Source organism: Rhizobium sullae (genome assembly GCF_025200715.1).
Taxonomy (GTDB): Bacteria; Pseudomonadota; Alphaproteobacteria; order Rhizobiales; family Rhizobiaceae; genus Rhizobium; species Rhizobium sullae.
In genome coordinates, this window is the sequence record NZ_CP104143.1 from 312,655 (window position 1) to 335,880 (window position 23,226).

The window sequence follows — 23,226 nt, forward strand, 5'->3', positions numbered from 1 at the left end:
CTGCCTTAGTTGCTCTCAAGTTTTATGTTCGCCGGCTCTGCCTTACGGCGCCCAGTAGATTTCGACCGGGGAAGCCGCCCGGCGCAGAACGGCCCGGATCGGCATCTCTGCGTCTTCTCCGGCATCTTCCGCTTTCGCCAACGTATCCTTCTTGCCCGCGCCTTCGATGTGAAGCACCAGGAGCGCGGCATCCTGAAGGCTGGAGAAGGTGAAGGTCAGGCGCGGCTCGCCGGCGCCTTTGGCTTCCATTGTGATGATGCCACGCGGCGTTGCCGGATCGAGTGCGGCAGCAAGGTTGCTGCCGCCGGGAAAGAACGATGCGGTGTGGCCGTCGCCGCCCATGCCGAGGATCACCACGTCGAACGGGTTGCTGATCGCTTTCGTCTCGGCAGTCGCGAGCTTTGCCGCATATTCGGCAGAGTCCGTCTTCTGGTAGAGCGGCACGAAGCGCGCTGCCTTCGCCTTGTTCTGCAGCAGGTTGTTCGCGACCAGCAGATGGTTCGAACGTTCATTGTCCGCGGGAACGAAGCGCTCGTCAACAAGCGTGACCGTCACCTTGCTCCAGTCGAGGCCGCGGGTGGAGAGCTCCTGGAAGAAGGCTTTCGGGGTCGAACCGCCGGAAACGGCGATGCTGGCCACTCCGCGGGCCGTGATCGCTGCAGAAAGCCGCTCCGTCACCTTGTCTGCAAGGCTGCTTGCGAGTTCCGCGGCATTGGTAAAAGCATGCAAGGTGGCTGCCATCGCTCGCGATCCTAGATGTTGTCGTGCCAGGTGCGGCCTTCACGCTCAATGAGGGCGATGGCCTGGCTCGGGCCCCAGGTGCCGGCGGTATAGCCCTGAACGAGCTGGCCGGTCGTTTCCCAACCCTTGAGCATCGGGTCGACCCACCGCCACGCGGCTTCAACTTCGTCGCGGCGCATGAAGAGCGTCTGGTTGGAACGGACGACGTCCATCAGCAGGCGCTCGTAGGCGTCCGGATTGCGCACGTTGAAGGCTGACGCAAAGCTCATGTCGAGCGAAACGTTGCGCAGGCGCATGCCGCCGGGGCCGGGGTCCTTGATCATCAGCGATTGCTTGACGCCTTCGTCCGGCTGCAGGCGGATGATGAGCTGGTTCTGGTTGATGCGTCCGGCCGCCTGATCGAAGATCGCGTGCGGGATCGGCTTGAAGGTGATGACGATTTCCGACATGCGGCCGGCAAGGCGCTTGCCCGTGCGTATGAAGAAAGGAACGCCTGCCCAGCGCCAGTTGTTGATCTCGGCCTTGATGGCAACAAAGGTTTCGGTGTTGGAAACGCCGCCTTCGAGCTCTTCCAGATAGCCCTTGACCGGGCCACTGCCAGAAGCGCCGGCGCGATATTGGCCGCGAACCGTTACCTGCTCGACATTCGACGAATCGATCGGTTTCAGGGCACGGAGTACCTTCAGTTTCTCGTCGCGGACAGCTTCGGAATCCATCGACGACGGCACCTCCATGGCTGTCAGGCAGAGGAGCTGCAGGATGTGATTCTGCACCATGTCGCGCAATGCGCCGGCAGTGTCGTAGTAGCCTGCGCGTCCCTCGAGGCCAACAGCTTCGGCAACCGTGATCTGCACGTGGTCAATGTAATTGGCGTTCCACAGCGGCTCGTAGAGGGCGTTCGCAAAGCGCAGCGCCATCAGGTTCTGCACCGTTTCCTTGCCGAGATAGTGGTCGATACGGAAGATCTGCTCTTCCTTGAAGGCGCGGCCGATCGTGTCGTTCAGCGACAGCGCCGAGGAAAGGTCGCGGCCGATCGGCTTTTCGACAACGATGCGGGTCGACTTGGTGATCAGCTTGTGGTCGGCGATCTTCTGGGAGATGTCGCCGAAGATGCCGGGTGCGACGGCAAGATAAAAGGCACGGACGCGGTCCTTGCCCTCGTCCAGCAGCTTCTTCAGCTGATCCCAGCCGCCGTCAGAACGCGCGTCGACGGGGACGTAAAAAAGGCGCCTGCAGAATTTCTCGACTTCCGCATCGTCATACTCGCCCTTCTTCAGATGCTCCTTGAGGGCATCCTTGGCGAACTTGCGGTATTCGTCGTCGGAAAGCGGGCTGCGCGAAGCGCCGATAATGCGCGTCGGCTCGGTGAACTGGCCCTCGATCTGGCGGTGATAGAGGGCGGGAAGGAGCTTGCGCTCGGCAAGATCGCCGCTGCCGCCGAAGACGACATAATCAAAGGGTTCGACGGGAATGATCTGGCTGCTCATGAGCTCTTCTCTCAATCAGGCTGGTTGCGGCCGTTTTAATCTAATCGATTTAAAAAAGCCAGTGTGCGATGCAATGAATCTGTCCGGTCCCGGTTTTAAAGCGAATTGCCCCGGGAGGAAATCCCGCAATCGTCCCTAAAACTTGTCGCGCAGCGCGAACCACGACAAGGCCAGGAAAAGCAACGGTGCGCGCATTGCCGCACCACCGGGAAACGCCGGAATATCGAGCGCCTTGAAGAGCTCGAGATCGGCGGACTTTCCAAGCACCGTTTCTGCATAAAGTTTGCCGCAGTAATTTGACAGCATCACTCCATGGCCCGAATAACCACCGATCGAGGTAACGCCCGGCATCACTTCGCGCACGAAGGGCTGGCGCGGCATTGTTATGCCGACACTGCCGCCCCAGGCATGCGTGATCTTGATGTCCTTGAGATCCGGATAGATTTCGGCGATCTGGCGGCGGATATGTTCGCTAATTTCGCGCGGATTGTCGGCGGTATAGGCTTCGCGGCCGCCGAAGAGCAGCCGCCCGTCTTTGGATTTCCGGAAATAGCGCACGACGAAACGCGAGTCGGCGACGGCCTCCCCGCCGGGAAGCACGGCGGGATATTTGTCGAGCGGCACGGTTGCGCCGATGAACGAGCGGATCGGCATGACATGGCTTGCCGTTACCGGCTCCAGATTGCCGATATAGCCGTTGCAGGCAATCAGCGCGCGGCCGGCGGTGATCGTGCCCTTCGGCGTTTCGATCGTCACCTTGCCGCTGCCCTGGCGGATTGCGGTCGCCTTGGTCATCTCGAAAATCTGCGCCCCCGCATTGGCCGCAACGCGCGCCAACCCGATCAGCAGCTTCAGCGGATGAATGTGGCCGGTGCCGGTGTCGCGCACGCCGCAGTAGTAGCGCTTGGAGCCAAGGCGTTCCTGCGTCTCTTCCCTGTCCATGAATCGCAGATGTGGATAATCGTAGCGCAACGCGGCAATCTCGGCATTCTCGTAATAGTAGCGTTTGTAGCGTTCCTTGTGCGAGACGTTCATCTGACCGGGCATGAATTCGATGTCGATCTGATGCTCGCTCGCAAAATCGAGCAGGTGTTTCTTGGAAGCCTCCGCAAGATCGAAGAGTGCCTTGGAACGTTCGTAGCCGATCTTCTCTTCCAACTCCTCCGGCCACGAGCGCTGGCCGGTGCCGAGCTGCCCGCCGTTGCGGCCGGATGCCCCGTCTCCGAAACGGCAGGCATCGATCAGCGTGACCGAAACGCCGGCATTCGCCAGATTGTATGCCGCCTGCAAACCGGTATAGCCGCCGCCCACGATGGCGACGTCGCATGTCTTCGATCCGTCGAGCTCCGGATAGGTCGGCCGCTCCCCCACCGTCGCCTGATACCAGGAAACGCCGGGCGCGATGGGGCTCTGCCAGTTTTCTTGCACCGTCATGAGGTGAGCCTCCTCACACGTTGAGCAGCAGGAATTCGCGTTCCCAGGGGCTGATCACCTGCATGAAGGTTTCGAACTCTCCCCGCTTCACGCCTGCATAGAGGCCGATGAATTCCTTGCCGAAGACCTCCTCGAATGCCGGTTCATCTTCCATCAGGGCAACGGCTTCGAGCAGGCCGCGCGGAAGGTCGATCGACCCTTCGTTGGCGGCGTCCTCGGTCGGTGCCGTGGGCTCGATTTCCTTCATGATGCCAAGAAGACCGGATGCCAGCGACGCGGCCAACGCCAGATAAGGGTTAGCATCCGAGCTCGGCAGACGGTTTTCGACACGCCGCGCCTGCGGGTCGGAAACCGGCACACGGAATGCCGTGGTGCGGTTGTCGTAACCCCAGGCGTTGTTAACCGGGCAGGACATGTTCGGAGCGAGGCGCCGGTAGGAGTTGACGTAAGGCGCGAGCATCACAAGCGCGCTAGGCACGTATTTCTGCATGCCGCCAATGAAGTGGAAAAACTCTTTCGACGCCGATCCGTCGGGATTGGAAAAGACGTTCTTGCCGGTCTCGATATTGACGACCGACTGGTGGATATGCATCGCCGAGCCCGGCTGGCCCTGCATCGGCTTCGCCATGAAGGTCGCGTAGATATCGTGCTTCAGCGCCGCCTCGCGGATCGTGCGCTTGAACATGAAGACTTGGTCGGCAAGCTCGATCGGGTTGCCGTGGCGCAGGTTGATCTCCAGTTGCGCCGGACCCTCTTCGTGGATCAGCGTATCGATCTCTAGGCCCTGCTTCTCGGAGAAGTGGTAGATGTCGTCGATCAGTTCGTCGAATTCATTGATGCCGGCGATGGAATAGCCCTGACCGCCGAGGATCGAGCGGCCTGAGCGGCCCTTCGGCGGGCGCAGCGGATAGTCGGGATCGTCGTTGTTGGCAACGAGATAGAATTCGATCTCCGGTGCGACAACCGGCTTCCAGCCGCGTTCGGCGTACAGACCCATGATCCGCTTGAGGAGGTTGCGCGGCGTATAGGGGACCTCCTCGCCTTCCGAGTTGACGATGTCGCAGATCACCTGCGCCGTCGGGTCCGTCTCCCAGGGAACGACAGAAAGCGTCGAAAGATCGGGCATCAGCTTCAGGTCACTGTCGCGCGGCTCGTAGCGGAAGCTCTCGGTCTCCTCGGGATATTCGCCGGAGATCGTGTGGCGATAGATCGCCGAGGGCAGGGCGAGCGACGTATTGGAGGTGAATTTCGAGGTCGGCATCATCTTGCCGCGCGGAACGCCGGCGAGGTCGGGAGTGATGCATTCGATGTCCTCGATGCCGCGTGTGCGAAGCCACTGCGCCGCTTCCTTCCAGTTTGCCACACCGCGCGAAGATCCGGGATCCGGGGGAATTTTCGTAGAGGCAGGCACGTTTCTAGCAGGTTTCAGCGTCGTCTTTTTTGGTGACATGACACACATGTTCGCGGTTGATCGGAAGGTCATCATAGCCGGAGTTTGGCAATTGGCGAGGGGCGGCAGCGTTGACTTTCGCCATTCGATAGAAAAAGAAAGCCCATTCACGGAAGGAAAATGGTTTGAGACTGAAGAGCGACGTGATCGTCATAGGCGCGGGCGCCGCCGGAATGATGTGCGCCATCCGCGCCGGGCAGCGCGGCCGCTCAGTCGTCGTGCTCGATCACGCGAAAGCGCCGGGCGAGAAAATCCGCATCTCGGGTGGCGGCCGCTGCAACTTCACCAATGTCAATGCCGGCCCGAAGAATTTCCTGTCGGCCAATCCCCATTTCTGCAAATCCGCGCTCGCCCGCTTCACGCCGGCCGATTTCGTCGCCATGGTCGACCGATATGGGATTGCATGGCACGAGAAGACGCTCGGCCAACTCTTCTGCGATGACAGCGCCAGGGATATCATCCGCATGTTGCTCGACGAGATGCAGGCGGCAGGCGTACAACTGCGGTTGCAGACCGAAATCCTGGCCGTCGAAAAAGGCATCGACGGCTTTCGCGTCAGGACATCCGACGACGAATACGAGTGTACTTCGCTCGTCGTGGCGACCGGCGGCAAGTCGATACCAAAAATGGGGGCAACGGGTTTTGCCTACCGCATCGCCGAATTGTTCGGTCTCTCTTTGGTCAAAACGCGCCCCGGTCTCGTCCCGCTGACGCTTGATCCCCTCTTGCTGGAGAGCATTGCGCCGCTATCCGGCATCTCGGCGCCCGCCGAAATCCGGCATGGAAAAACCGGCTTCCGTGAAGCCCTGCTCTTTACCCACCGCGGTCTCAGCGGCCCGGCGATCCTGCAAATATCCTCCTACTGGCGGGAGGGAGACGAGATCGCCATTGGTATCGAGCCGGATGTCGATCTTCTTCTGCATCTAAAGAAAGCCAAGCAACTAAACGGCCGTCAGTCGGCCCAGACGGTGCTCGGGGAAATTCTGCCGAAACGGCTGGCGCAATATCTGACGGAGCGCGAAGGCATATCAGGCAACATGGCCGACCTCTCCGACAAGGTGCTCATCCGTCTTTGCGATGCAGCACAGAACTGGAAGATCAAGCCTTCCGGCTCCGAAGGTTATCGCACCGCGGAAGTGACGCTCGGCGGCATCGATACCGCCGGACTCGATTCCCGTACGATGCAGGCAAAAGGCGTGCCCAGCCTCTATTTCATCGGTGAATGCGTCGACGTGACCGGATGGCTCGGCGGCTATAATTTCCAATGGGCCTGGGCCTCGGGCTTTGCCGCAGGCGAATCCTTGTAGGGACGAATCTGGGGAACGGGATTCAAGACTTCTTAAGCACGGTGCGCCATCGTGTCCCAATGGCCGTATGGAAAGAGCTTCCTAAATTAAGCTTTACCGGCAAGCCGTTTTGGTGGATTGTTGAGTCTTGAAGGAAGTGAGGTTCTACGCATGAACAGGAACACACAACGCGCCCGCGCCATTGCAATCGCTCAGGCAAGACCTGATACAAAGCTCGCAGCCGTCCGCTTCCTCATGCTCGCGACCGGCGCAACGGCCGCACTTGTGGCCCTCCTGATCGCTCACGCCGTTTAAGGCATTTCCTTCGTCATACTTTTTGAGGTTTGCCCTTGCGCGGCAAACCGGTTGCGCGGGCGCCCGCCATGCAACGATGGGATTCGATTGCATCAGCTTATCCGAAAATTAAGATATCCTCTGCCACATTCACCGCGAATGTTTGGGCATCGCCGCATTCTGCTTGCGATGATTTGGCAATGATTGCCGCCTGACCCCCTCGGGTTTCCCCAGTGTCTCACAGTCAGCTCGATGCACTCGGCCGGCGCCGATTTCAGCCGGTGGGAGGAGTGGTGTATGGAAGGCCGGTATCGCCATGTTTATTGACAAGATTCTTTCGCGCTTCAAGATCAAGACCAAGGTCCTGATCTTCGTCCTGCCTTTCGTGGTCGCCATTTCCGCCGTTGGCCTGACAGGTCTCTATGCTTCCGGCCTGCTGCAGGGCCGCATGGAGATTTCGAACAGCGTTCTCCAATCGCTGAGCGGCTTCAAGGATCTCTATGGTTCGATGGGCGATTTCCTGCAGGTTACCAACCAGGAAGCGCGCGACAAGCTCTACGCCGACATCAAGACGCAGCAGGATACGCTGAAAGCCACCCTGGACCAGATCGGCGACAAGGACGGCCGCGAAAACCTGCAGGCCGCGTCAAACGGCACGGCCGGGATTGCGGATACCGTCGGCAAGCTATGGTCTCTTCATGAACAGGAGCTGGCGCTCCGCAAGTCGATCGACGACGCACAGAAGACGCTGATAAGCAGCCGGTTCAACGTCAATTACGACGCACAGCAGCTCCAGGAAAATATCCGCAACGATGAAGGCAATGCCACCGCGACGCTCCGCGCCGCAGACCGGCTGTTGAAGGGTGGCGATACGCTTGCCTCCGTCATGGCAGCCTTCAACAAGGCGCAGGCGCCCGCCGACAAGCTGAAAGTCGTCACCGACGCGATCCCGCAGATCGCCAAAGCTCAGCGCCTCATCGAAATCTCCGTGCCGCAGAACCAGAAGAGCATGACGCAGTCGATCGCCCAGACGATCAGCGACCTCAAGACGCAGGCCGCGGCACCTGATGCAGCGACCGACGAAGCGATAGCCAACCTTGGCCGCCTCGTTTCTCGCTTCCGCCAGATGTCGACCTATACGCAGCTGACGGCGACGCAGATGATGCGGGAAGCGACGACGACGTTCGTCGAACTCGACGGCCGCATTGCTCAGACGAACTCCGTTCTAGAGGATACTCGCCGCCTCGAGACCTCCATCTATTCGCTGCAGCTGGTGCTCGGCGACTTCACCGCCAAGCCGAACCCGGACAACCGCGTTCGCCTGCATCAGGAAATCACGACGCTTGGCACCAACCTCAACACATTGCTGGCAAGCGCCAAGGGCATGGACTTCGCGGAAGACATCGTTGCCGTCATGTCGCCCGCACTTGCTTCCATGGACAGCGACGGCGAAAAGCTGGTCGCGACGATCGCCCAGCGTACTACCGACTATGCAGCCGCCCGTCAGCAGCTCGACAGCGTCTGGGGCCAACTCACCACCTTCGCCGAGCTGCAGAAGCAGTCGGCCGGAACTGAGCGCACGCAGGCAAACAGCATCTCCGTTCTGACGACCGGCCTCGGCATCCTCGTTTCGATCATCGGCGGCTTCGCCCTCGTGCTGACGCTGCAGCGTCCGATTGGCCAGATCACGGCCGCCATGCGCCGCATCGCCGACGGTTCGTTGGATACCAGCATTTCCGGCGAAAAACGGTCCGATGAGATTGGCGACATGGCCCGCGCCCTCGGCATTTTCAAGGAAAATGCGATCTCGAAGATCCGCATCGAGGAAGAGAGCGAAGAAGAGCGCGCGGCTGCCGAACAGGAACGCCAGCGCAACGACGCCGAAAAGCGCGAGATGGATCGCCAGATCGAGTTCGCCGTCAACGAGCTTGCGGCCGGCCTTGAGCGGATGGCGCAGGGCGACATCTCCACCACGATCGAAACGCCTTTCATCGGCCGCCTCGAGCAGCTGCGTCAGGACTTCAACGGTTCGATGCTGCGTCTCCAGGCAACGATGAGCCAGATCCGCGACAATGTTGAAATGATTCAGGGCAACGGCAATCAGATGGCGCAGTCCGCCGAGGACCTTGCGAAACGGACGGAGCATCAGGCCGCCTCTCTCGAGGAAACGGCTGCGGCCGTCGATCAGATCACCGTCACTGTCCGTTCGTCGGCAGAGCGTGCCAAGGATGCCGACCAGATCGTTCGCCAGGCCAAGCGCAGCGCCGACGACTCGGCAACGGTCGTCAGCAATGCCATCGATGCGATGACCCGCATCGAGGACGCGTCCCGCAAGATCGAGCAGATCATCGGCGTCATCGACGAGATCGCCTTCCAGACCAACCTCCTGGCGCTGAATGCCGGCATCGAAGCCGCACGTGCCGGCGACGCAGGCAAGGGCTTCGCGGTCGTTGCCATGGAAGTCCGTGAACTGGCGCAGCGCTCCGCCGCTGCTGCAAAGGAAATCAAGGGCCTGATCAATAAGTCGACGACGGAGGTCAGCTCAGGCTCGCAGTTCGTTCAGGAGACCGGCACGGTGCTTGCCAAGATCAGCGCCCAGATCGTGACGATCAGCCAGCATGTCGAGATGATCGCCCGCGCAAGCCATGACCAGTCGAGCGGGCTGCAGGAAGTCAACTCGACCGTCAATCAGATGGACCAGATGACCCAGCAGAATGCCGCGATGGTCGAAGAGACGACCGCCGCAAGCCGCGAGCTTGCCGGTCAGGCGGATGCGCTCCTCGGTCTCGTCCAGCAGTTCAAGATCGACGGCGAAAGTTCCGAGGCGGCGATCTACCGCGCGGCATAATCGGCATCATCTTGCAATTCGCGAGTCGGCTCCGGCTTCCGGGGCCGCTTTCCTATGGTTGCAATTTGCTGTGCCGGTCTACGCATTCCAGAACCTCGCCAGTTGTTACCCAGCAGGCGAAAGGGGACGCTTCCTTTGAAGAAGCCGGAAACCGAGGAATTCCTTAACGCTTTTAGCCTATTCTTACTATAGTTGTATTTACCGGAGGCCTTCATGCCGCGTTTCTTTTCGACGTCCATCGTGCGTCAGGTTGTTGCGATCACGCTCGCTCTGCTCGTCGTCAGCACCGCCGCGATCGTCGCTGTCACCTATCACAATCTCAGCCGCGACGTGATGGAAAGCGCCGTTTCGGACGCAAAAGGCGCAAGCCGCACCATGGCGGTGCTTTATGGTGCCGCGGATGCGAATGCGGCTGTCGGTGTCACGGGTGACGAACTTCTCTCCGTGACGGAAGATGGCATTCTCGAACTCAAGGATCACGCTCTCGTCGATCGCACGGCCCAATCAATTGCCGGCGTTGCAACAGTCTTTCAGAAGCAGGGCAACGACTATGTCCGCGTTTCGACCAATGTGAAGAAGGAAGACGGCAGCCGTGCCGTTGGCACCAAGCTTGCCGCCGATCATCCGGCGCAGCCGGTTCTCGCAAACGGCAAGGCCTACTACGGTCCCGCGCAGCTCTTCGGCAAGAACTTCATGACCGGTTACTTCCCGGTCAAGAGTGCGGCCGGCGCCAATGTCGGCATCCTCTTCATCGGCATTCCGATGGAGGTCTATTTCGCCCGCATCAATCATCTGCAGACTATGGTTCTCGGCGCCGGCGCTGCCGTCATGCTGTTTGTCGGCATGCTTGCCTTCTTCGCGATCCGCGCGTCCGTGAGGCCGCTGCTTGCGCTGACGGAAACGGTCCACTCGATTTCCGCCGGTAAACTCGACAGCACGATCCCCTGTCTTGAGAAGAACAACGAATTCGGCGAGATCGGCCGCGCCCTAGTTGCCTTCCGCGACAGCGCCCGCGCCCGGCAGGATCTCGAGACGCAGGCTACGGAACAGCGCGCGCTGAGCGAAGCCGAGCGTGCCCGCAACGATGCCGATAAGCGTTCGCTCGATGGTCAGATCGACTTCGCCGTGAACCAGCTTGCAGCTGGCCTCGGGCGCCTCGCCCAGGGCGATGTCTCAGAGACGATCGAGACGCCGTTCGTTGGCCGGCTGGAGCAGCTTCGGGTCGACTTCAACACATCGCTTGTCCGCCTGCAGGATACCCTCGTGAAGATCCGCGAGAACGCCAATGCCATCCAGCGCAACAGCGGAGAAATGCTGACTTCTGCCGGCGAGCTTTCGAAGCGCACGGAAGCGCAGGCGGCAAACCTGGAAGAAACGGCGGCTGCCGTCGAAGAGATCACCGTGACCGTTCGCTCGTCCGCTGAGCGCGCTCGCGAAGCCAACAACGCCGTCACCGCCACGAAAAAGACTGCCGACAGCTCCGGAGTGGTCGTCAGCGACGCTGTCGCCGCAATGGGCCGCATTGAGCAGGCGTCGCGGCAGATCGAGCAGATCATCGAAGTCATCGATGACATCGCCTTCCAGACGAACCTCCTGGCCCTCAATGCCGGTATCGAAGCGGCGCGCGCCGGCGAGGCGGGCAAGGGCTTTGCGGTTGTCGCTCAGGAAGTCCGCGAACTGGCGCAGCGCTCGGCCGATGCCGCCCGCGAGATCAAGGGCCTGATCGAGAAATCCAGCGAGGAGGTCACAGTCGGCTCTGCGCTGGTCCAGAAGACCGGCAGCGTGCTCGCTTCGATCAGCGAGGAGATCATTGCGATCAGCAAACACGTCGAAACCATCGCCACCGCGAGCCAGGATCAGTCGGCGGCGCTGCAGGAGGTCAACGGTTCGGTCAATGCCATGGACCAGATGACCCAGAAGAACGCTTCGATGGTCGAGGAAACCACACAGGCAAGCCGTCAGCTCGCCGACGAGGCCGACACGCTGATGAGGCTGCTGCAGCAGTTCCGCATCGAAGCGTCGATACAATCTCACGGCCGGGCAAGGCGGGCAGCCTGATGGGGCCTGCAGCTTGATGGTATGGAGGATCGCGCCGGTAACGCGCGGTCCTTTTGCTTTTTTGCGCCGATGCTGTTGAGCCACCTGCCAAAGCTAACGATAGGCGAGCTTCCAAAATCCCTGTAGAATTCGTCCTCAGTCCTGGCACGTTTTTGGATGGGCTGGCAGCTCTGCGAAAGGCCGAGGAAACTGGCAATCATGATCTGATCGATCATTGTGATGTCCTCCATTAAAAGACATCCTTTCAAATACACATCAAAAATCGCTTCATAAACATCGAAGATCCGGCTATGTTTTTCATCAATGAAAAACGCCGCATGGGACTCCTATCAGCTTTTTTTGCAGGTCGCGCGCCTCGGCGGGCTGACCGGCGCGAGCGCGGCGACCGGCTTGAGCCCAGCCACGATTGGACGGCGCATGCTTGAGCTGGAACAGGAAACGGGGCGGATGCTTTTCGCCCGCAGCCAGACCGGCTACCGCCTGACGGCCGATGGCCAGATCCTCCTCGACCACCTTCAGGAGATGGAAGCCGCTGCCCGGAAGGTGGATGCCTGGCGCCAGGCAGGCGAAGGAGGCGTAACGGTAAAGATCGCAGCCGGAACCTGGGTTGCCTGGATGCTGACCGAAAACTTCTCCGCGATCCGCATGCCTGCCGACGGTTTCAACATCGCGCTGACGATCGGCGAGGCACGCGCCAATCTCGCCTACCGCGAGAGCGATATCGGCATTCGCGCCTTCGAGCCGGACGAATCCAATCTCGCTGCTCGGCTTTTGGGGGAAGTCGCCTATGCCGTCTATGTCCGGCGCAATGCCGGCGAGGTCGAAAACCGCTGGATTGCGGTCGCCGAGGATGATGCCATTTCCGCCTATCTCCGCTGGCCGCACCGCCAGGCGTCGGAGCCCATCGTTGCGACGGTCAACAGGCCGCGTTCGCTGCCGGACCTCGTCCGGGCCGGTGCGGGAAAGGCGGTGCTCCCCTGCTTCGTGGGTGATCTCGATCCGGAGCTGCAGCGGCTCGGCGGCGAACTGACGGAGTTGCGCCACCGGCAATGGATCGTGTTGAACAACGAGGATCGCCACCGCCCGGAAATCCGCACCGTCGCCGACCGTATGACAAAGCTGCTGAAAAGCTATGCTGATCTGTTCGCCGGAAAGCGCGCCAGCCGCAGCTGATTCTACGGCATCAGACGTCTCACGAGCGCGACCTGGCTGTTCACGCCGAGCTTGGAATAGATGTTCTTCAGATGCGTCCGGGCCGTCTCGTAGCTGATGCCATGCAGCCTGGCCGCCTCGCGCGGCGAAAGGCCTGCCGCGATGGAGGAGGCGATCCGCAGCTCGGCTGCGGTCAGTTGCTCCTTTGCGGACAAACGGTCGTTCAGTTCAGGGCATGCCACGGGCATGCGCTCGATGATGAGTGCCGCCGTCGGCCCCTGCAGGAACTCGGTCATCAAATCGGACGTAAGGCGCACGAGCGTGCATTTGAACGACGCGCAGGAAGACCTGAATCTCGCGATGAACGGTTCTGCCGCGGCGGGAGCGCGGTAGCGTGAAGCGGAGGTAAGACGCTCGAGGAAATCCCGGTCGCTGCAGACGAGATGTCCTGTTGGCGTGACACTGATCCCGGCATCTTCGGCGAACATCTGTTCCGCGGCAAGGTTCATCGACCGGATCTGGCAGCCTTCGCCGATATAGACGAGGCCGACACCGATGGCGTCGAACAGCGAACGGCCCGTCTCATTGCTCGCTTTTTCCCTGCGCATGAAATCGAAGGCTCGTTGCAAATGCGGTGCGAGTTGTGTCAGGAGATCCGCGTTGAGGCGATTGAAGCCGGTGTCGGTGCTCGATGTCAGAGTCGAGAGATTGAAGGACCTGCTGTTCTCGCGCAGAATCGTCACGCCGACGCTGCTCCGGCAACCGATGCTGCGCAGATACTCGTTGTAGAATTCCGTCTTGACGAGTTCGGCATGCGGCAGCATCTGGTCCGCGATGACGCCGAGGCCGACCGGCCGGACGGCTGCCTTCGGCATCCACGGGTTTACGGTGCAATAATACCGGTTGTAGTCGTCCAGACTGGAGCCGTCCAAACCTGAGCATAGCGAAAAGGCACCGGCACCCGCGACGCTGTCGTGATAAAAGAGCGTCGTCTTCGCATCGGGCATCCTCGTGTTGAGGGTGTCGAGGAAGTCCTGCCAGTCCGTTTCGCCAAACAATGCGCCGTAGACCAGGTCAGTGAGAGATTCGAGATTGGCATGCGTCGTGGCGGGCATCAGACATCTCATATGAGCGGATGCTTATTATGCCCGCCTTTCATGACAGTGACAAATACGTCGAATAACGCAGATGGCGGCGCCGCGGCACCGCCATCTTTGATCCCTACATCCTGTTGGCGACGATGACAGGGATCAGGAGATCGCCCCAATTGCCGTCTCCGCCATGGTGGCGGGCGGAGCGCACGAGCTCGACCGAGACCCCGGCCTCGACGGCCTTCATGACGGACTGGTTCAGCCTGTGCAGATCGTTTGCGAGCATGCGGATCATCGTCTGCTGATCGGCGCTCATGCTGGAGGATTGTTCTTCCGCTCTTTCGCGGACACGTGCGATGGAAGCCATGGCCTTTTCTCCTTTGGTGTGGCTACTCGGCTGCGGGTTTGAACTGTGCATGTTCGGTCGATTCGTTCATGGCAGTGGTCGAGGACTTGCCGCCGGTGATGGCGAGCGATACGGCATCGAAATAGCCGGTGCCGACTTCGCGCTGGTGCTTGGTCGCGGTGTAGCCCTGTGCCTCGGCGGCGAACTCCGCCTGCTGCAGTTCCGAATAGGCCGCCATCTGCCGGTCCTTGTAGCCGCGTGCCAGTTCGTACATGCCGAAGTTCAGCTGGTGGAAACCGGCTAGCGTGATGAACTGGAACTTGTAGCCCATCGCGCCGAGCTCCCGCTGGAACCTGGCGATCGTCGCGTCGTCAAGGTTTTTCTTCCAGTTGAACGACGGCGAGCAGTTGTAGGCGAGCAGCTTGCCGGGATGGACCTTGTGCACGCCCTCCGCAAAGCGCCGCGCCTGCTCCAGATCCGGCTTGGACGTTTCACACCAGATGAGATCGCAATGCGGGGCGTAAGCAACCGCACGGGCGATGCAGGGATCGAGGCCATTGCGCACCTGATAGAAGCCTTCGACCGTGCGGCCGGCATCGTAATCGACAAAAGGCTGGTCGCGCTCGTCGATGTCCGAGGTCAGAAGCTTGGCCGCTTCCGCATCCGTGCGGGCAATGACGAGGGTCGGAACACCCATCACGTCTGCGGCAAGCCGCGCCGCGTTCAGATTGCGGATGTGCGCCGCCGTCGGGATCAGCACCTTGCCGCCGAGATGCCCGCACTTCTTTTCCGATGCCAGCTGATCCTCGAAGTGGACACCGGCAGCGCCGGCCTCGATATAGGCCTTCATGATCTCGAAGGCATTGAGCGGTCCGCCGAAGCCGGCTTCAGCATCGGCAACGATTGGCGCAAACCATGTTTCGACGGAAAGTTCGCGGTCTTCCGATATCTCGATCTGGTCGGCGCGCTGAAGCGTGCGGTTGATCCGCTTGGCGAGCTCCGGTCCAGCATTGGCGGGATAGAGCGATTGGTCGGGATACATCGCCGAAGCCGTATTCGCATCGGCTGCGACCTGCCAGCCGGAGAGGTAGATCGCTTTCAGCCCGGCACGGACCATCTGCATTGCCTGATTGCCCGAAAGTGCACCGAGCGCATTGACGAAATCGTCCTGATGCAGCAGTTGCCACAGCCGGTTCGCCCCCATCTCGGCAAGCGAATAGCGGAGTTCGACGGAGCCCCGCAATCTCTTCACGTCCTCGGGCGAATAGGGTCGCTCGATACCGTCGAAACGGCCTGCCGGCGCATTGCGGATAAGCTTGTCAAATTCTGTCACGATTTCCTCCTTCTCGATGAATGTGCCTCATTCGGCTGTGTGACATAATTTACAAAAATCCTCGAAGCCGCCAGAGAAAGCTTGATTTTTGGGAGGAAATTGAGGTTAGGTTGCGGGAGCATTTACAAGGTAAGTTTGTAAATATGTAAATGCTTGTAAATTCATGTCGATCTAGGAGGTGTCGAATGGTCGAGCGGAAGATATTCGCCGGTCCGAAAGTTCGCCGCATTCGCAACGGCTTGGCGATCACCCAGACGGCGATGGCCGAGGGATTGGGAATTTCGCCATCCTACCTCAACCTGATCGAGCGCAATCAGCGGCCATTGACGGTGCAACTCCTCTTGAAGCTCGCGTCGGTCTACAAGGTCGACCTGGAGGAACTGCAGAGCGAGCCCGGAAACAATCTCGCCCAGCTGCGTGAAGTCTTTGCCGATCCGTTGCTTTCGGGCGAACTACCCGGAGACCAGGAACTCATCGAAGTCGCCGAAGCCGCACCCAATGCTGCAAGCGGCGTCGTGAAGCTCTATCGTGCCTATCGCGAGCAGGCTGCGCGACTCTCCGACTTGACAGTCCTGATGGCTGGCGACGGACAGGCTCCGGCCGCCGGCGCGCGGCTGCCGGCAGATGAAGTGCGCGACGTGCTGGAGCGCCGTTCTGCCTATTTTGGCGCGCTTGAAGAGGCCGCTGAGGCTTTCTTCGTCGCTCTGCCGGCGGGTGAGCGCGCGCAGGTCCTTAAGGGCTGGTTGCAGAAGGAGCACGGCATCAGCGTCCGCATCCTGCCGGTGCATGTGATGCCCGATCTGCGCCGCCGCTTCGACCGGCATTCGATGCGGCTTTTCATTTCGGAGCGCCTTGCGGCGTCCGATCAGATCCAGGAAGTCGCCGTCGAGGTCGCGATGCTCGCGCTTCGCGAAGCCATTATGCGAGAGCTGGAAACACTCAACCTCTCGACGCAGGAGGCGAGGCGCATTGCCCGCTTCGAGCTCGCGCGTTACGCAGCCCTTGCGCTGATGATGCCTTATGACGCGTTTCTCTCCGCAGCAAAGACATCGCGTTACGACATCGATATTCTCTGCGCTCGCTTCGGCTGTTCGTTCGGCCAGGCTGCGACACGGTTGACGATGCTGCAGCGACCGGCGAACGCCAGCGTTCCGTTCTTTATCATGGAGATCGATACCGCGGGCCATCGGCTGCGGCGGGGCGGAGCGGCAGGTTTTCCGCATGCCCGCTTCGGCGGCGGCTGTCCGAAGCTCAACATCCATCCTGCCTTTCTCCAGCCGGGCCAGGTTCTGGCCGAGGCTGCCGAGATGCCGGATGGCTCCGCTTATCTTACCATAGCGCGGACGCTCGAAGGGCCGCATGCGCCCTTTGGCGAACGGGTCCGGCGTACTGCAGTTCTGCTCGGCTGCGACATCGCGTTCAAAGACAGCACGACATATGGCCAGGCCCTTTCTGAGACCCCGCATCCGGTGGCAATCGGGCCGGCCTGCCGCCTCTGCGAAAGGAAGGGCTGTCTTGCGCGTGCCGAGCCGCCTGTCACTCGCCCGCTTGGCTTAGATGAGATGGTGGCGGGGCTCGGTGCCTTCGATTTTCAGTGATCGGTGAAATCATTGAGAGTGCAGGATTTTGCGCTTGTCGCCTCACAGAATCCTTTCTACTCTAATCCAAAATCCAGAGGGAAAAGGTGTCCGGGGTGATGCCTGCAATTGCCAATAATAAGAACGGACAGGAGATAATATGAGGTCAAGAATCGCAAGACTTGCGGCCACGGCCGTCGTTGCCGTTTTCGCTGCGGCGCCGGGCTTCGCGCAGGAGCGCGTCGTCAACGTCTATAACTGGTCGGACTATATCGACAGTTCCATCCTCGAGGATTTCACCAAGCAAACCGGCATCAAGGTTGTCTACGACACCTTCGATTCCAACGAGACGCTCGAGACGAAGCTTCTTGCGGGGGGCAGCGGCTATGACGTCGTCGTGCCGACCGCAGACTTCCTGCAGCGCCAGATCCAGGCCGGTGTTTTCCAGAAGCTCGACAAGTCGAAGCTGCCGAACATTTCCAACATGTGGGATGTGATCCAGCAGCGCACGGCGCAGTATGATCCGGGCAACGAGTACGCCATCGACTACATGTGGGGCACGAACGGCATCGGCTACAACGTCAAAAAGGTTGCCGAAATTCTCGGGCCTGACGCCACGCCGGGGCTCGAAGTGATCTTCGATCCGAAGGTTGCCGAGAAGTTCAAGGATTGCGGCATCTATCTGCTCGATGCGCCGAAGGATGTCCTTTCTGCTGCCTTCCAGTATCTCGGCGTCGATCCGAACACGACCAGCGCGGATGACTTCAAGAAAGCTGAGGACTTGATGACCTCCATCCGTCCTTTCGTCCGCAAGTTCCACTCGTCCGAATATATCAATGCGCTCGCCAACGGCGACATCTGCATCGCCTTCGGTTATTCCGGCGATATGCTGCAGGCCCGCGACCGCGCTGCCGAAGCCAATAATAATGTCGAGGTCAACTACTCGATCCCGTCTCAGGGCGCCCAGATGTGGTTCGACATGATGGCGATCCCCGCCGATGCGCCGCATGCTGCCGAAGCGCACGAGTTTCTGAACTACATCATGAAGCCGGAGGTCATCGCCAAGGCGACCGACTATGTCTTCTACGCCAACGGCAACAAGACTTCCCAGCAGTTCATCAGCAAGGACGTGCTCGAAGATCCGGCGATCTATCCGACCGAAGACGTGATGAAGAAGCTCTTCACGGTCTCGCCCTGGGAGCCGAAAACGCAGCGCACCGCGACCCGGCTCTGGACGAAAGTCGTCACCGGCCAATAAGGAAATTCAGGCCCGGACGGAAACGCCCGGGCCTTTTCTTGACGGCTGCCGGCTGTGGGCAGGGCCGGTTCTCAAATCATGTCTCGGGGAACCAAATGAAGTCACTTGGCAATATTCGCCGCACCTTCGCGCCTTGGGCCGATCCGGCTTCCAAACCGTTTATCTCCTTCAAGAACGTGACGAAGAAGTTCGGCGATTTTACCGCCGTGAATGATCTGTCGCTGAATATCTATCATCGCGAGTTCTTTGCATTGCTTGGTGCATCGGGTTGCGGCAAGTCGACACTGTTGCGCATGCTGGCGGGCTTCGAGCAGCCGACCTCCGGCGAAGTGATCCTCGATGGCACGAACCTGGCAGGTACCCCGCCCTACAGGCGGCCCGTCAACATGATGTTCCAGTCCTACGCGCTCTTTCCCCACATGACGGTAGAGAAGAACATCGCCTTCGGCCTTCGCCAGGACGGCATGCCGAAGGACGAGATTATCGAGCGCGTTTTGCAGATGCTGAAGATGGTGAAGTTGGAGCAGTTCGCCTCCCGCAAACCGAACCAGCTTTCCGGCGGGCAGCGTCAGCGCGTGGCGCTCGCCCGCTCGCTCGCCAAGCGTCCGAAAGTGCTGCTGCTCGACGAACCGCTCGGCGCGCTCGATAAGAAGCTGCGCGAGGAAACGCAGTTCGAGCTCATGGATCTTCAGCAGAATCTCGGCCTCACCTTCGTCGTCGTGACGCATGACCAAGAAGAGGCGATGACGATGGCGGATCGCATCGCCGTTATGAGCCACGGCAAGGTCGTCCAGGTGGCGACGCCGGCGGAAATCTACGAGGCGCCGAACTCGCGATTCGTTGCGGATTTCATCGGCGATGTGAACATCTTCGACGGCCAGGTGACCGCCGCCGAAGGCGACACAGTCGAGATTGCGGTCGAGAGCGGCTTTACCATCAAGGTCGCGACATCTGACAAGCCTGCAAAGGGCAGCAACGCCGGCTTTGCGGTCCGTCCGGAAAAACTGAAGGTGCTCCGTCATCCGCCGCCAAACCCATCCGTCAATGCGGCTTCCGGTGAACTCTGGGACATCGGCTACCTCGGCGACATGACGGTCTTCCACGTCAAGCTGAAGAGCGGCAAGGTCGTGAAGGCCTCCTCGCTCAACGCGCAGCGCGCGGTCGACGATCCCTTCACATACGATCAGGAAGTCTGGATCTCCTTCGCCGATGATGCCGGCGTGCTTCTGAGGGATTGATCCATGGGCAAGCTCGGTTCCGCGATCTACAGCCGCCTTGTGATCATCATTCCCTATGCCTGGCTGCTCATCTTCTTCCTCGCGCCGTTCTTCATCGTCTTCCGCATCTCGATGTCGACGACGGCGATCGCGATGCCGCCCTATATGCCCGTCTTCTCGCCCGGCGACGGCTGGGCCGGCTTCTGGGACAAGGTATCGACCTTGTCCTTCGACAATTACAACTATCTCATCGATGATCCGCTGTATTTCAACGCCTATGTCTCGAGCGTCGTCATTGCCGGGATTTCGACTTTTCTCACACTGCTCATCGCTTATCCGATCGCCTATGGCATGGCGCAGGCCCCGCGCAGCATTCGCCCGACACTGCTCATGCTCGTTATCCTGCCGTTCTGGACGAGCTTCCTGATCCGCGTCTACGCCTGGATCGCGATCCTGAAGCCGGAAGGCTTGCTGAACCAGGTGCTGCTCGCCAGCGGCATCATCGACAGTCCGCTCATCATCCTGAACACCAACATCGCGGTCTATATCGGCATCATATACTCCTACCTGCCGTTCATGGTGCTGCCACTCTATTCCTCGCTGGAGAAGATGGACGGCACCTTGGTCGAGGCCGCGCAGGATCTCGGCTGCCCGCCGATCACGGCCTTCTGGCGCGTCACGTTCCGACTGTCGCTACCCGGTGTTATCGCCGGCTGCATGCTGGTTTTCATCCCGGCCGTCGGCGAATTCGTCATCCCCGACTTGCTCGGCGGATCGCAGACGCTGATGATCGGCAAGACGCTTTGGAGCGAGTTCAATTCGAACCGCGATTGGCCGGTCTCCTCCGCGGTGGCGACGATCCTGCTTTTGATCCTGGTGATCCCGATCGTCTTCTTCCAGAACGCGCAAGCCAAAGCCGACGAGCAGGGGAGGTAAGCCATGCTGCAATGGACCCGCTTCAATATCGTCTCGATCACGCTCGGCTTTGCCTTCCTCTATCTGCCGATCGTGCTGCTCGTGATCTTCTCGTTCAACGAGTCGAAACTCGTCACCGTCTGGGGCGGCTTCTCGACGAAATGGTACACGCAGTTGCTGTATAATCAGGCGCTGCTCGATGCCGCCTGGGTGACGGTGCGCGTCGGCGTGCTCTCCGCCACGCTGGCGACGGTTCTCGGCACGCTCGCGGCGCTCACGCTCGTGCGCTATCGGCGCTTTCGCGGCCGCATGCTTTTCTCAGGGATGGTCTACGCGCCGCTCGTCATGCCGGAGGTGATTACGGGTCTTTCGCTGCTCCTGCTCTTCGTGGCGATCGGATTTGACCGTGGCTTTTGGACGATCACGCTGGCGCATACGACGCTGACGATGTGCTTCGTGGCGGTCGTCGTGCAGTCGCGCTTGGTGAGTTTCGATCATTCGATCGAAGAAGCGGCGCAGGACCTCGGCGCTCCGCCGGTTCGGACTTTCTTCGAGGTGACGCTGCCGATCATTGCGCCTGCCGTCTTCTCTGGCTGGATTCTGGCCTTTACGCTGTCGCTCGACGACCTTGTGATTGCGAGCTTTACGTCAGGTCCGGGCGCCACGACCCTGCCGATGCGAATTTATAGCCAGGTCCGTCTTGGCGTGACCCCTGAAATCAACGCGGTCTGCACGATCCTGATCGGCGTCGTGACGTTTGGCGTCATCTGCGCCTCGATCGTAACCAAGCGCCGCGAGGTGCAGCGGGAGCGCGATGAGCGTACGGCGGCGAACGCCGCCTGAATCACTGGACGCCGGGAGCCTGCTGATCGATCACCGGCACCGGCGAAATCACCGGATTCGGCCAAGAGCCGCCGACGAAGAACGGCAGGGGCGGCAATTCTGCCGTTTTGGCGGCATCCGTCGCCTGCAGCGATCCGGAAAGGGCCAGTCCGTTGGATTCATATGGGATGATGCCCGAAAGGGTCAGCGTCTCGTCTGCGCCTTGAACGCTGACGCCGCGAAGCTCCGCCGAGCCATCCGCGAGGGTAGCGCTTATGTCGATACCGTTGAAGTCGAATGCCCGGCCCGAAACGGCACTCAGCGGGAAGAATTTCTGCAGCGCGGCCTGGCTTCGGATGGCTTCGGCGTCAAGACCGGCAATCGAGCCCGCGTTGCCATGGAACGTCAGCTGTCCGCTCACGTCGGCAGCGCCTGCCGTCCAGATTGGCTTGCTGGTTTTCAGCGAAATGTCGAGCGATCCGCTCGCGAGCGGTAGCGGACCCTTCAACTGTAGCCGCTCGGTCAACCCCGCAAAATCGGCGCCGCGGATCAAAACTTGCAGCTTGCCGCCGCCGTCGAAGTCCCCGCGCATTGCCTCGAGATGCGCCGTCATTTCGCCGCCTTCGAACTGGCTGTCGCCGATATCGAATTTGGCCTCGTTGCTGGAAACGATGATGCTTGCCCCGACATCGGAGAGCTGGAAAGGCGGAAGCTGCATTCCCTTGGCGGAAAGCCTGAGGTCGACATCAAGCTTTTGCAGCGGACCGCCGTCTTCCGGCGCGCCTGCCTCGCCAGCGGCCAGACGAAGGGCAAAGGCGTCGAAGAAGGGCTTGAGGTTCATATGGTCGAAGGCCAGCGTGCCGCCGAGCTTTGCCCGCGCGTTCGTGCCAACGGAAATGTCCATGACGCCGGTCGCATTCGCATCGTTGAGCCCAAGCGCGACTTCATTGAAGCGCAGTCCATTGGCGGCGGAAAATACATCGCTCTCGATCGAAAACGATCTCAGCGTCTCGATGCCCGGAATGGATTTGCCGGACCAGGCCAATAGCGCTGGCAGGTCCGGAATATTGACCGCCGTGTTGCCGGACAGTCCGGCGAGGCTGGAGATACCGCCAATACCGGTGAATTCTGCCGTTATGAGCCTGGAGGTGAGCGCGGTTTTGATCTGAGCAACCTTGCCGCCGAAAATCAGTAGCGGGCTGTTGGAAGAGAAGTCGAGCTTCAGGTCTTCGCCGCTCGTTCTCGCGATCAGCACCGCCGTCATCTGGCTTGAAAGCCGCGGCCAGGTGATATCGGCGGTTACGCCTTCGAAATGATAGGTCTTGCCGCTCGCAAGATCGGCGACATTGAGCGTGCCGTCCTCGACGGTGATTGCACCGATGGTTGCGTCGAGCCTTTGATCGAGGATTTCGGTACCGCCTTCCTGGCGCGCGCCGTCGATCGCCTTCGCAAGCTGCCCCGCATAGGTCCAGTCGATCAGCCCTTGCTGGTCGCGCGTAAGGGAAAGATTGGGGCGCAGCAGATGGAACTCGTGAAAGCTGGCACGGCCGCGAATGGCGTCGATGAGGCTGAAATCGGCCGAAAGGCTCTCGATCGTGCCGAGCAGCTTGTTGCCGCTGCCTTCAGGCTGCCGGATGGTGATCTCATTCAACCTGATGCGCGGCGACGGCCAGAATTCCAGGACTGGCGTGCCCTTGATTTCGGCCTGATAGCCGGTCCATTTCGACACGACGTCCTCGATGCCGGAGCGCACCAGCCCGCTCGAAACGAGGTAGGGGGCTGCGACGCGCAGCGCCACGAAAACGATAGCGGCAATAAGGAGAAGGCCAGTTGCAACCCGCGCAAACCCGGGCAGCCAGCGGGAAACGGGTATCATCTTGCGCCGCCATTTTGGTTGTCTTGACGTACCCATAAGCT

Annotated in this window: 18 protein-coding genes; 10 read left to right on the forward strand and 8 right to left on the reverse strand. The window is 60.4% G+C overall.

Going from position 1 to position 23,226, the window contains the following annotated elements; genetic code table 11:
- Positions 1 to 42: 42 nt before the first annotated feature.
- The 4 genes from pgl to N2599_RS01585 all read right to left on the reverse strand — a co-directional run bounded on the left by pgl (position 43) and on the right by N2599_RS01585 (position 5,112).
- Positions 43 to 741: a 6-phosphogluconolactonase gene (pgl, locus tag N2599_RS01570; protein ID WP_027509918.1), complete on the reverse strand. Its 699-nt coding sequence runs from the start codon at positions 739 to 741 to the stop codon at positions 43 to 45.
- Positions 742 to 752: 11 nt separating this feature from the next.
- Entirely contained in the window at positions 753 to 2,228 is a 1,476-nt protein-coding gene (gene zwf / locus N2599_RS01575; protein WP_027509919.1) for a glucose-6-phosphate dehydrogenase, read from the reverse strand.
- Between the two features lie 135 nt (positions 2,229 to 2,363).
- Positions 2,364 to 3,662: an NAD(P)/FAD-dependent oxidoreductase gene (locus tag N2599_RS01580; RefSeq protein WP_027509920.1), complete on the reverse strand. Its 1,299-nt coding sequence runs from the start codon at positions 3,660 to 3,662 to the stop codon at positions 2,364 to 2,366.
- 13 nt (positions 3,663 to 3,675) lie between these two features.
- Positions 3,676 to 5,112 (reverse strand): glutamine synthetase family protein, encoded by a 1,437-nt coding sequence (locus N2599_RS01585; RefSeq protein WP_027509921.1) that lies wholly within the window; start codon positions 5,110 to 5,112, stop codon positions 3,676 to 3,678.
- Positions 5,113 to 5,285: 173 nt separating this feature from the next.
- Between N2599_RS01585 and N2599_RS01590 the strand changes: the two genes are divergently transcribed.
- The 5 genes from N2599_RS01590 to N2599_RS01610 all read left to right on the forward strand — a co-directional run bounded on the left by N2599_RS01590 (position 5,286) and on the right by N2599_RS01610 (position 12,771).
- Positions 5,286 to 6,419 (forward strand): BaiN/RdsA family NAD(P)/FAD-dependent oxidoreductase, encoded by a 1,134-nt coding sequence (locus tag N2599_RS01590; protein WP_051336556.1) that lies wholly within the window; start codon positions 5,286 to 5,288, stop codon positions 6,417 to 6,419.
- Between the two features lie 150 nt (positions 6,420 to 6,569).
- Positions 6,570 to 6,713 (forward strand): hypothetical protein, encoded by a 144-nt coding sequence (locus tag N2599_RS01595; RefSeq protein ID WP_167333897.1) that lies wholly within the window; start codon positions 6,570 to 6,572, stop codon positions 6,711 to 6,713.
- 295 nt (positions 6,714 to 7,008) lie between these two features.
- Positions 7,009 to 9,540 (forward strand): methyl-accepting chemotaxis protein, encoded by a 2,532-nt coding sequence (locus N2599_RS01600; protein ID WP_027509923.1) that lies wholly within the window; start codon positions 7,009 to 7,011, stop codon positions 9,538 to 9,540.
- A gap of 213 nt (positions 9,541 to 9,753) precedes the next feature.
- On the forward strand, positions 9,754 to 11,598 hold the full coding sequence (locus tag N2599_RS01605; protein WP_027509924.1) for a methyl-accepting chemotaxis protein: 1,845 nt from the start codon (positions 9,754 to 9,756) through the stop codon (positions 11,596 to 11,598).
- A gap of 303 nt (positions 11,599 to 11,901) precedes the next feature.
- Positions 11,902 to 12,771, forward strand: coding sequence for a LysR family transcriptional regulator (locus N2599_RS01610; RefSeq protein WP_027509925.1), 870 nt, complete (start codon positions 11,902 to 11,904; stop codon positions 12,769 to 12,771).
- 2 nt (positions 12,772 to 12,773) lie between these two features.
- Here the strand turns inward: N2599_RS01610 and N2599_RS01615 are convergent, their stop codons facing one another.
- The 3 genes from N2599_RS01615 to aceA form a co-directional block, all read right to left on the reverse strand.
- Entirely contained in the window at positions 12,774 to 13,865 is a 1,092-nt protein-coding gene (locus tag N2599_RS01615; protein WP_027509926.1) for a helix-turn-helix transcriptional regulator, read from the reverse strand.
- Between the two features lie 106 nt (positions 13,866 to 13,971).
- Positions 13,972 to 14,208 carry an SMc00767 family acetate metabolism repressor gene (locus N2599_RS01620; RefSeq protein WP_027509927.1) on the reverse strand — a complete coding sequence of 79 codons (237 nt, stop codon included), beginning with the start codon at positions 14,206 to 14,208 and terminating at the stop codon, positions 13,972 to 13,974.
- Between the two features lie 22 nt (positions 14,209 to 14,230).
- Positions 14,231 to 15,520 (reverse strand): isocitrate lyase, encoded by a 1,290-nt coding sequence (aceA, locus tag N2599_RS01625; RefSeq protein ID WP_027509928.1) that lies wholly within the window; start codon positions 15,518 to 15,520, stop codon positions 14,231 to 14,233.
- A gap of 185 nt (positions 15,521 to 15,705) precedes the next feature.
- Between aceA and N2599_RS01630 the strand changes: the two genes are divergently transcribed.
- The 5 genes from N2599_RS01630 to N2599_RS01650 all read left to right on the forward strand — a co-directional run bounded on the left by N2599_RS01630 (position 15,706) and on the right by N2599_RS01650 (position 21,330).
- Positions 15,706 to 17,118 carry a helix-turn-helix domain-containing protein gene (locus N2599_RS01630; protein ID WP_027509929.1) on the forward strand — a complete coding sequence of 471 codons (1,413 nt, stop codon included), beginning with the start codon at positions 15,706 to 15,708 and terminating at the stop codon, positions 17,116 to 17,118.
- A 139-nt stretch (positions 17,119 to 17,257) separates the two neighbouring features.
- Positions 17,258 to 18,355: a polyamine ABC transporter substrate-binding protein gene (locus N2599_RS01635; protein ID WP_027509930.1), complete on the forward strand. Its 1,098-nt coding sequence runs from the start codon at positions 17,258 to 17,260 to the stop codon at positions 18,353 to 18,355.
- A 95-nt stretch (positions 18,356 to 18,450) separates the two neighbouring features.
- Positions 18,451 to 19,593, forward strand: a complete 1,143-nt coding sequence (locus N2599_RS01640) for an ABC transporter ATP-binding protein (RefSeq protein WP_027509931.1) — start codon at positions 18,451 to 18,453, stop codon at positions 19,591 to 19,593.
- A gap of 3 nt (positions 19,594 to 19,596) precedes the next feature.
- Positions 19,597 to 20,508 (forward strand): ABC transporter permease subunit, encoded by a 912-nt coding sequence (locus tag N2599_RS01645; RefSeq protein WP_027509932.1) that lies wholly within the window; start codon positions 19,597 to 19,599, stop codon positions 20,506 to 20,508.
- 3 nt (positions 20,509 to 20,511) lie between these two features.
- Entirely contained in the window at positions 20,512 to 21,330 is an 819-nt protein-coding gene (locus N2599_RS01650) for an ABC transporter permease (RefSeq protein ID WP_027509933.1), read from the forward strand.
- A 1-nt stretch (position 21,331) separates the two neighbouring features.
- Here N2599_RS01650 and N2599_RS01655 read toward each other — a convergent pair whose 3' ends face one another.
- Positions 21,332 to 23,221, reverse strand: coding sequence for an AsmA family protein (locus N2599_RS01655; RefSeq protein WP_027509934.1), 1,890 nt, complete (start codon positions 23,219 to 23,221; stop codon positions 21,332 to 21,334).
- Positions 23,222 to 23,226 lie beyond the last annotated feature (5 nt).

Excerpts from the sequence above, each read along its gene's own strand:
- pgl (WP_027509918.1), bottom strand. The coding sequence starts at position 741 with ATGGCAGCCACCTTGCATGCTTTTACCAATGCCGCGGAACTCGCAAGC.
- zwf (WP_027509919.1), bottom strand. The coding sequence starts at position 2,228 with ATGAGCAGCCAGATCATTCCCGTCGAACCCTTTGATTATGTCGTCTTC.
- N2599_RS01580 (WP_027509920.1), bottom strand. The coding sequence starts at position 3,662 with ATGACGGTGCAAGAAAACTGGCAGAGCCCCATCGCGCCCGGCGTTTCC.
- N2599_RS01585 (WP_027509921.1), bottom strand. The coding sequence starts at position 5,112 with ATGTCACCAAAAAAGACGACGCTGAAACCTGCTAGAAACGTGCCTGCC.
- N2599_RS01590 (WP_051336556.1), top strand. The coding sequence starts at position 5,286 with ATGATGTGCGCCATCCGCGCCGGGCAGCGCGGCCGCTCAGTCGTCGTG.
- N2599_RS01595 (WP_167333897.1), top strand. The coding sequence starts at position 6,570 with ATGAACAGGAACACACAACGCGCCCGCGCCATTGCAATCGCTCAGGCA.
- N2599_RS01600 (WP_027509923.1), top strand. The coding sequence starts at position 7,009 with ATGTTTATTGACAAGATTCTTTCGCGCTTCAAGATCAAGACCAAGGTC.
- N2599_RS01605 (WP_027509924.1), top strand. The coding sequence starts at position 9,754 with ATGCCGCGTTTCTTTTCGACGTCCATCGTGCGTCAGGTTGTTGCGATC.
- N2599_RS01610 (WP_027509925.1), top strand. The coding sequence starts at position 11,902 with ATGAAAAACGCCGCATGGGACTCCTATCAGCTTTTTTTGCAGGTCGCG.
- N2599_RS01615 (WP_027509926.1), bottom strand. The coding sequence starts at position 13,865 with ATGCCCGCCACGACGCATGCCAATCTCGAATCTCTCACTGACCTGGTC.
- N2599_RS01620 (WP_027509927.1), bottom strand. The coding sequence starts at position 14,208 with ATGGCTTCCATCGCACGTGTCCGCGAAAGAGCGGAAGAACAATCCTCC.
- N2599_RS01630 (WP_027509929.1), top strand. The coding sequence starts at position 15,706 with ATGGTCGAGCGGAAGATATTCGCCGGTCCGAAAGTTCGCCGCATTCGC.
- N2599_RS01635 (WP_027509930.1), top strand. The coding sequence starts at position 17,258 with ATGAGGTCAAGAATCGCAAGACTTGCGGCCACGGCCGTCGTTGCCGTT.
- N2599_RS01640 (WP_027509931.1), top strand. The coding sequence starts at position 18,451 with ATGAAGTCACTTGGCAATATTCGCCGCACCTTCGCGCCTTGGGCCGAT.
- N2599_RS01645 (WP_027509932.1), top strand. The coding sequence starts at position 19,597 with ATGGGCAAGCTCGGTTCCGCGATCTACAGCCGCCTTGTGATCATCATT.
- N2599_RS01650 (WP_027509933.1), top strand. The coding sequence starts at position 20,512 with ATGCTGCAATGGACCCGCTTCAATATCGTCTCGATCACGCTCGGCTTT.
- N2599_RS01655 (WP_027509934.1), bottom strand. The coding sequence starts at position 23,221 with ATGGGTACGTCAAGACAACCAAAATGGCGGCGCAAGATGATACCCGTT.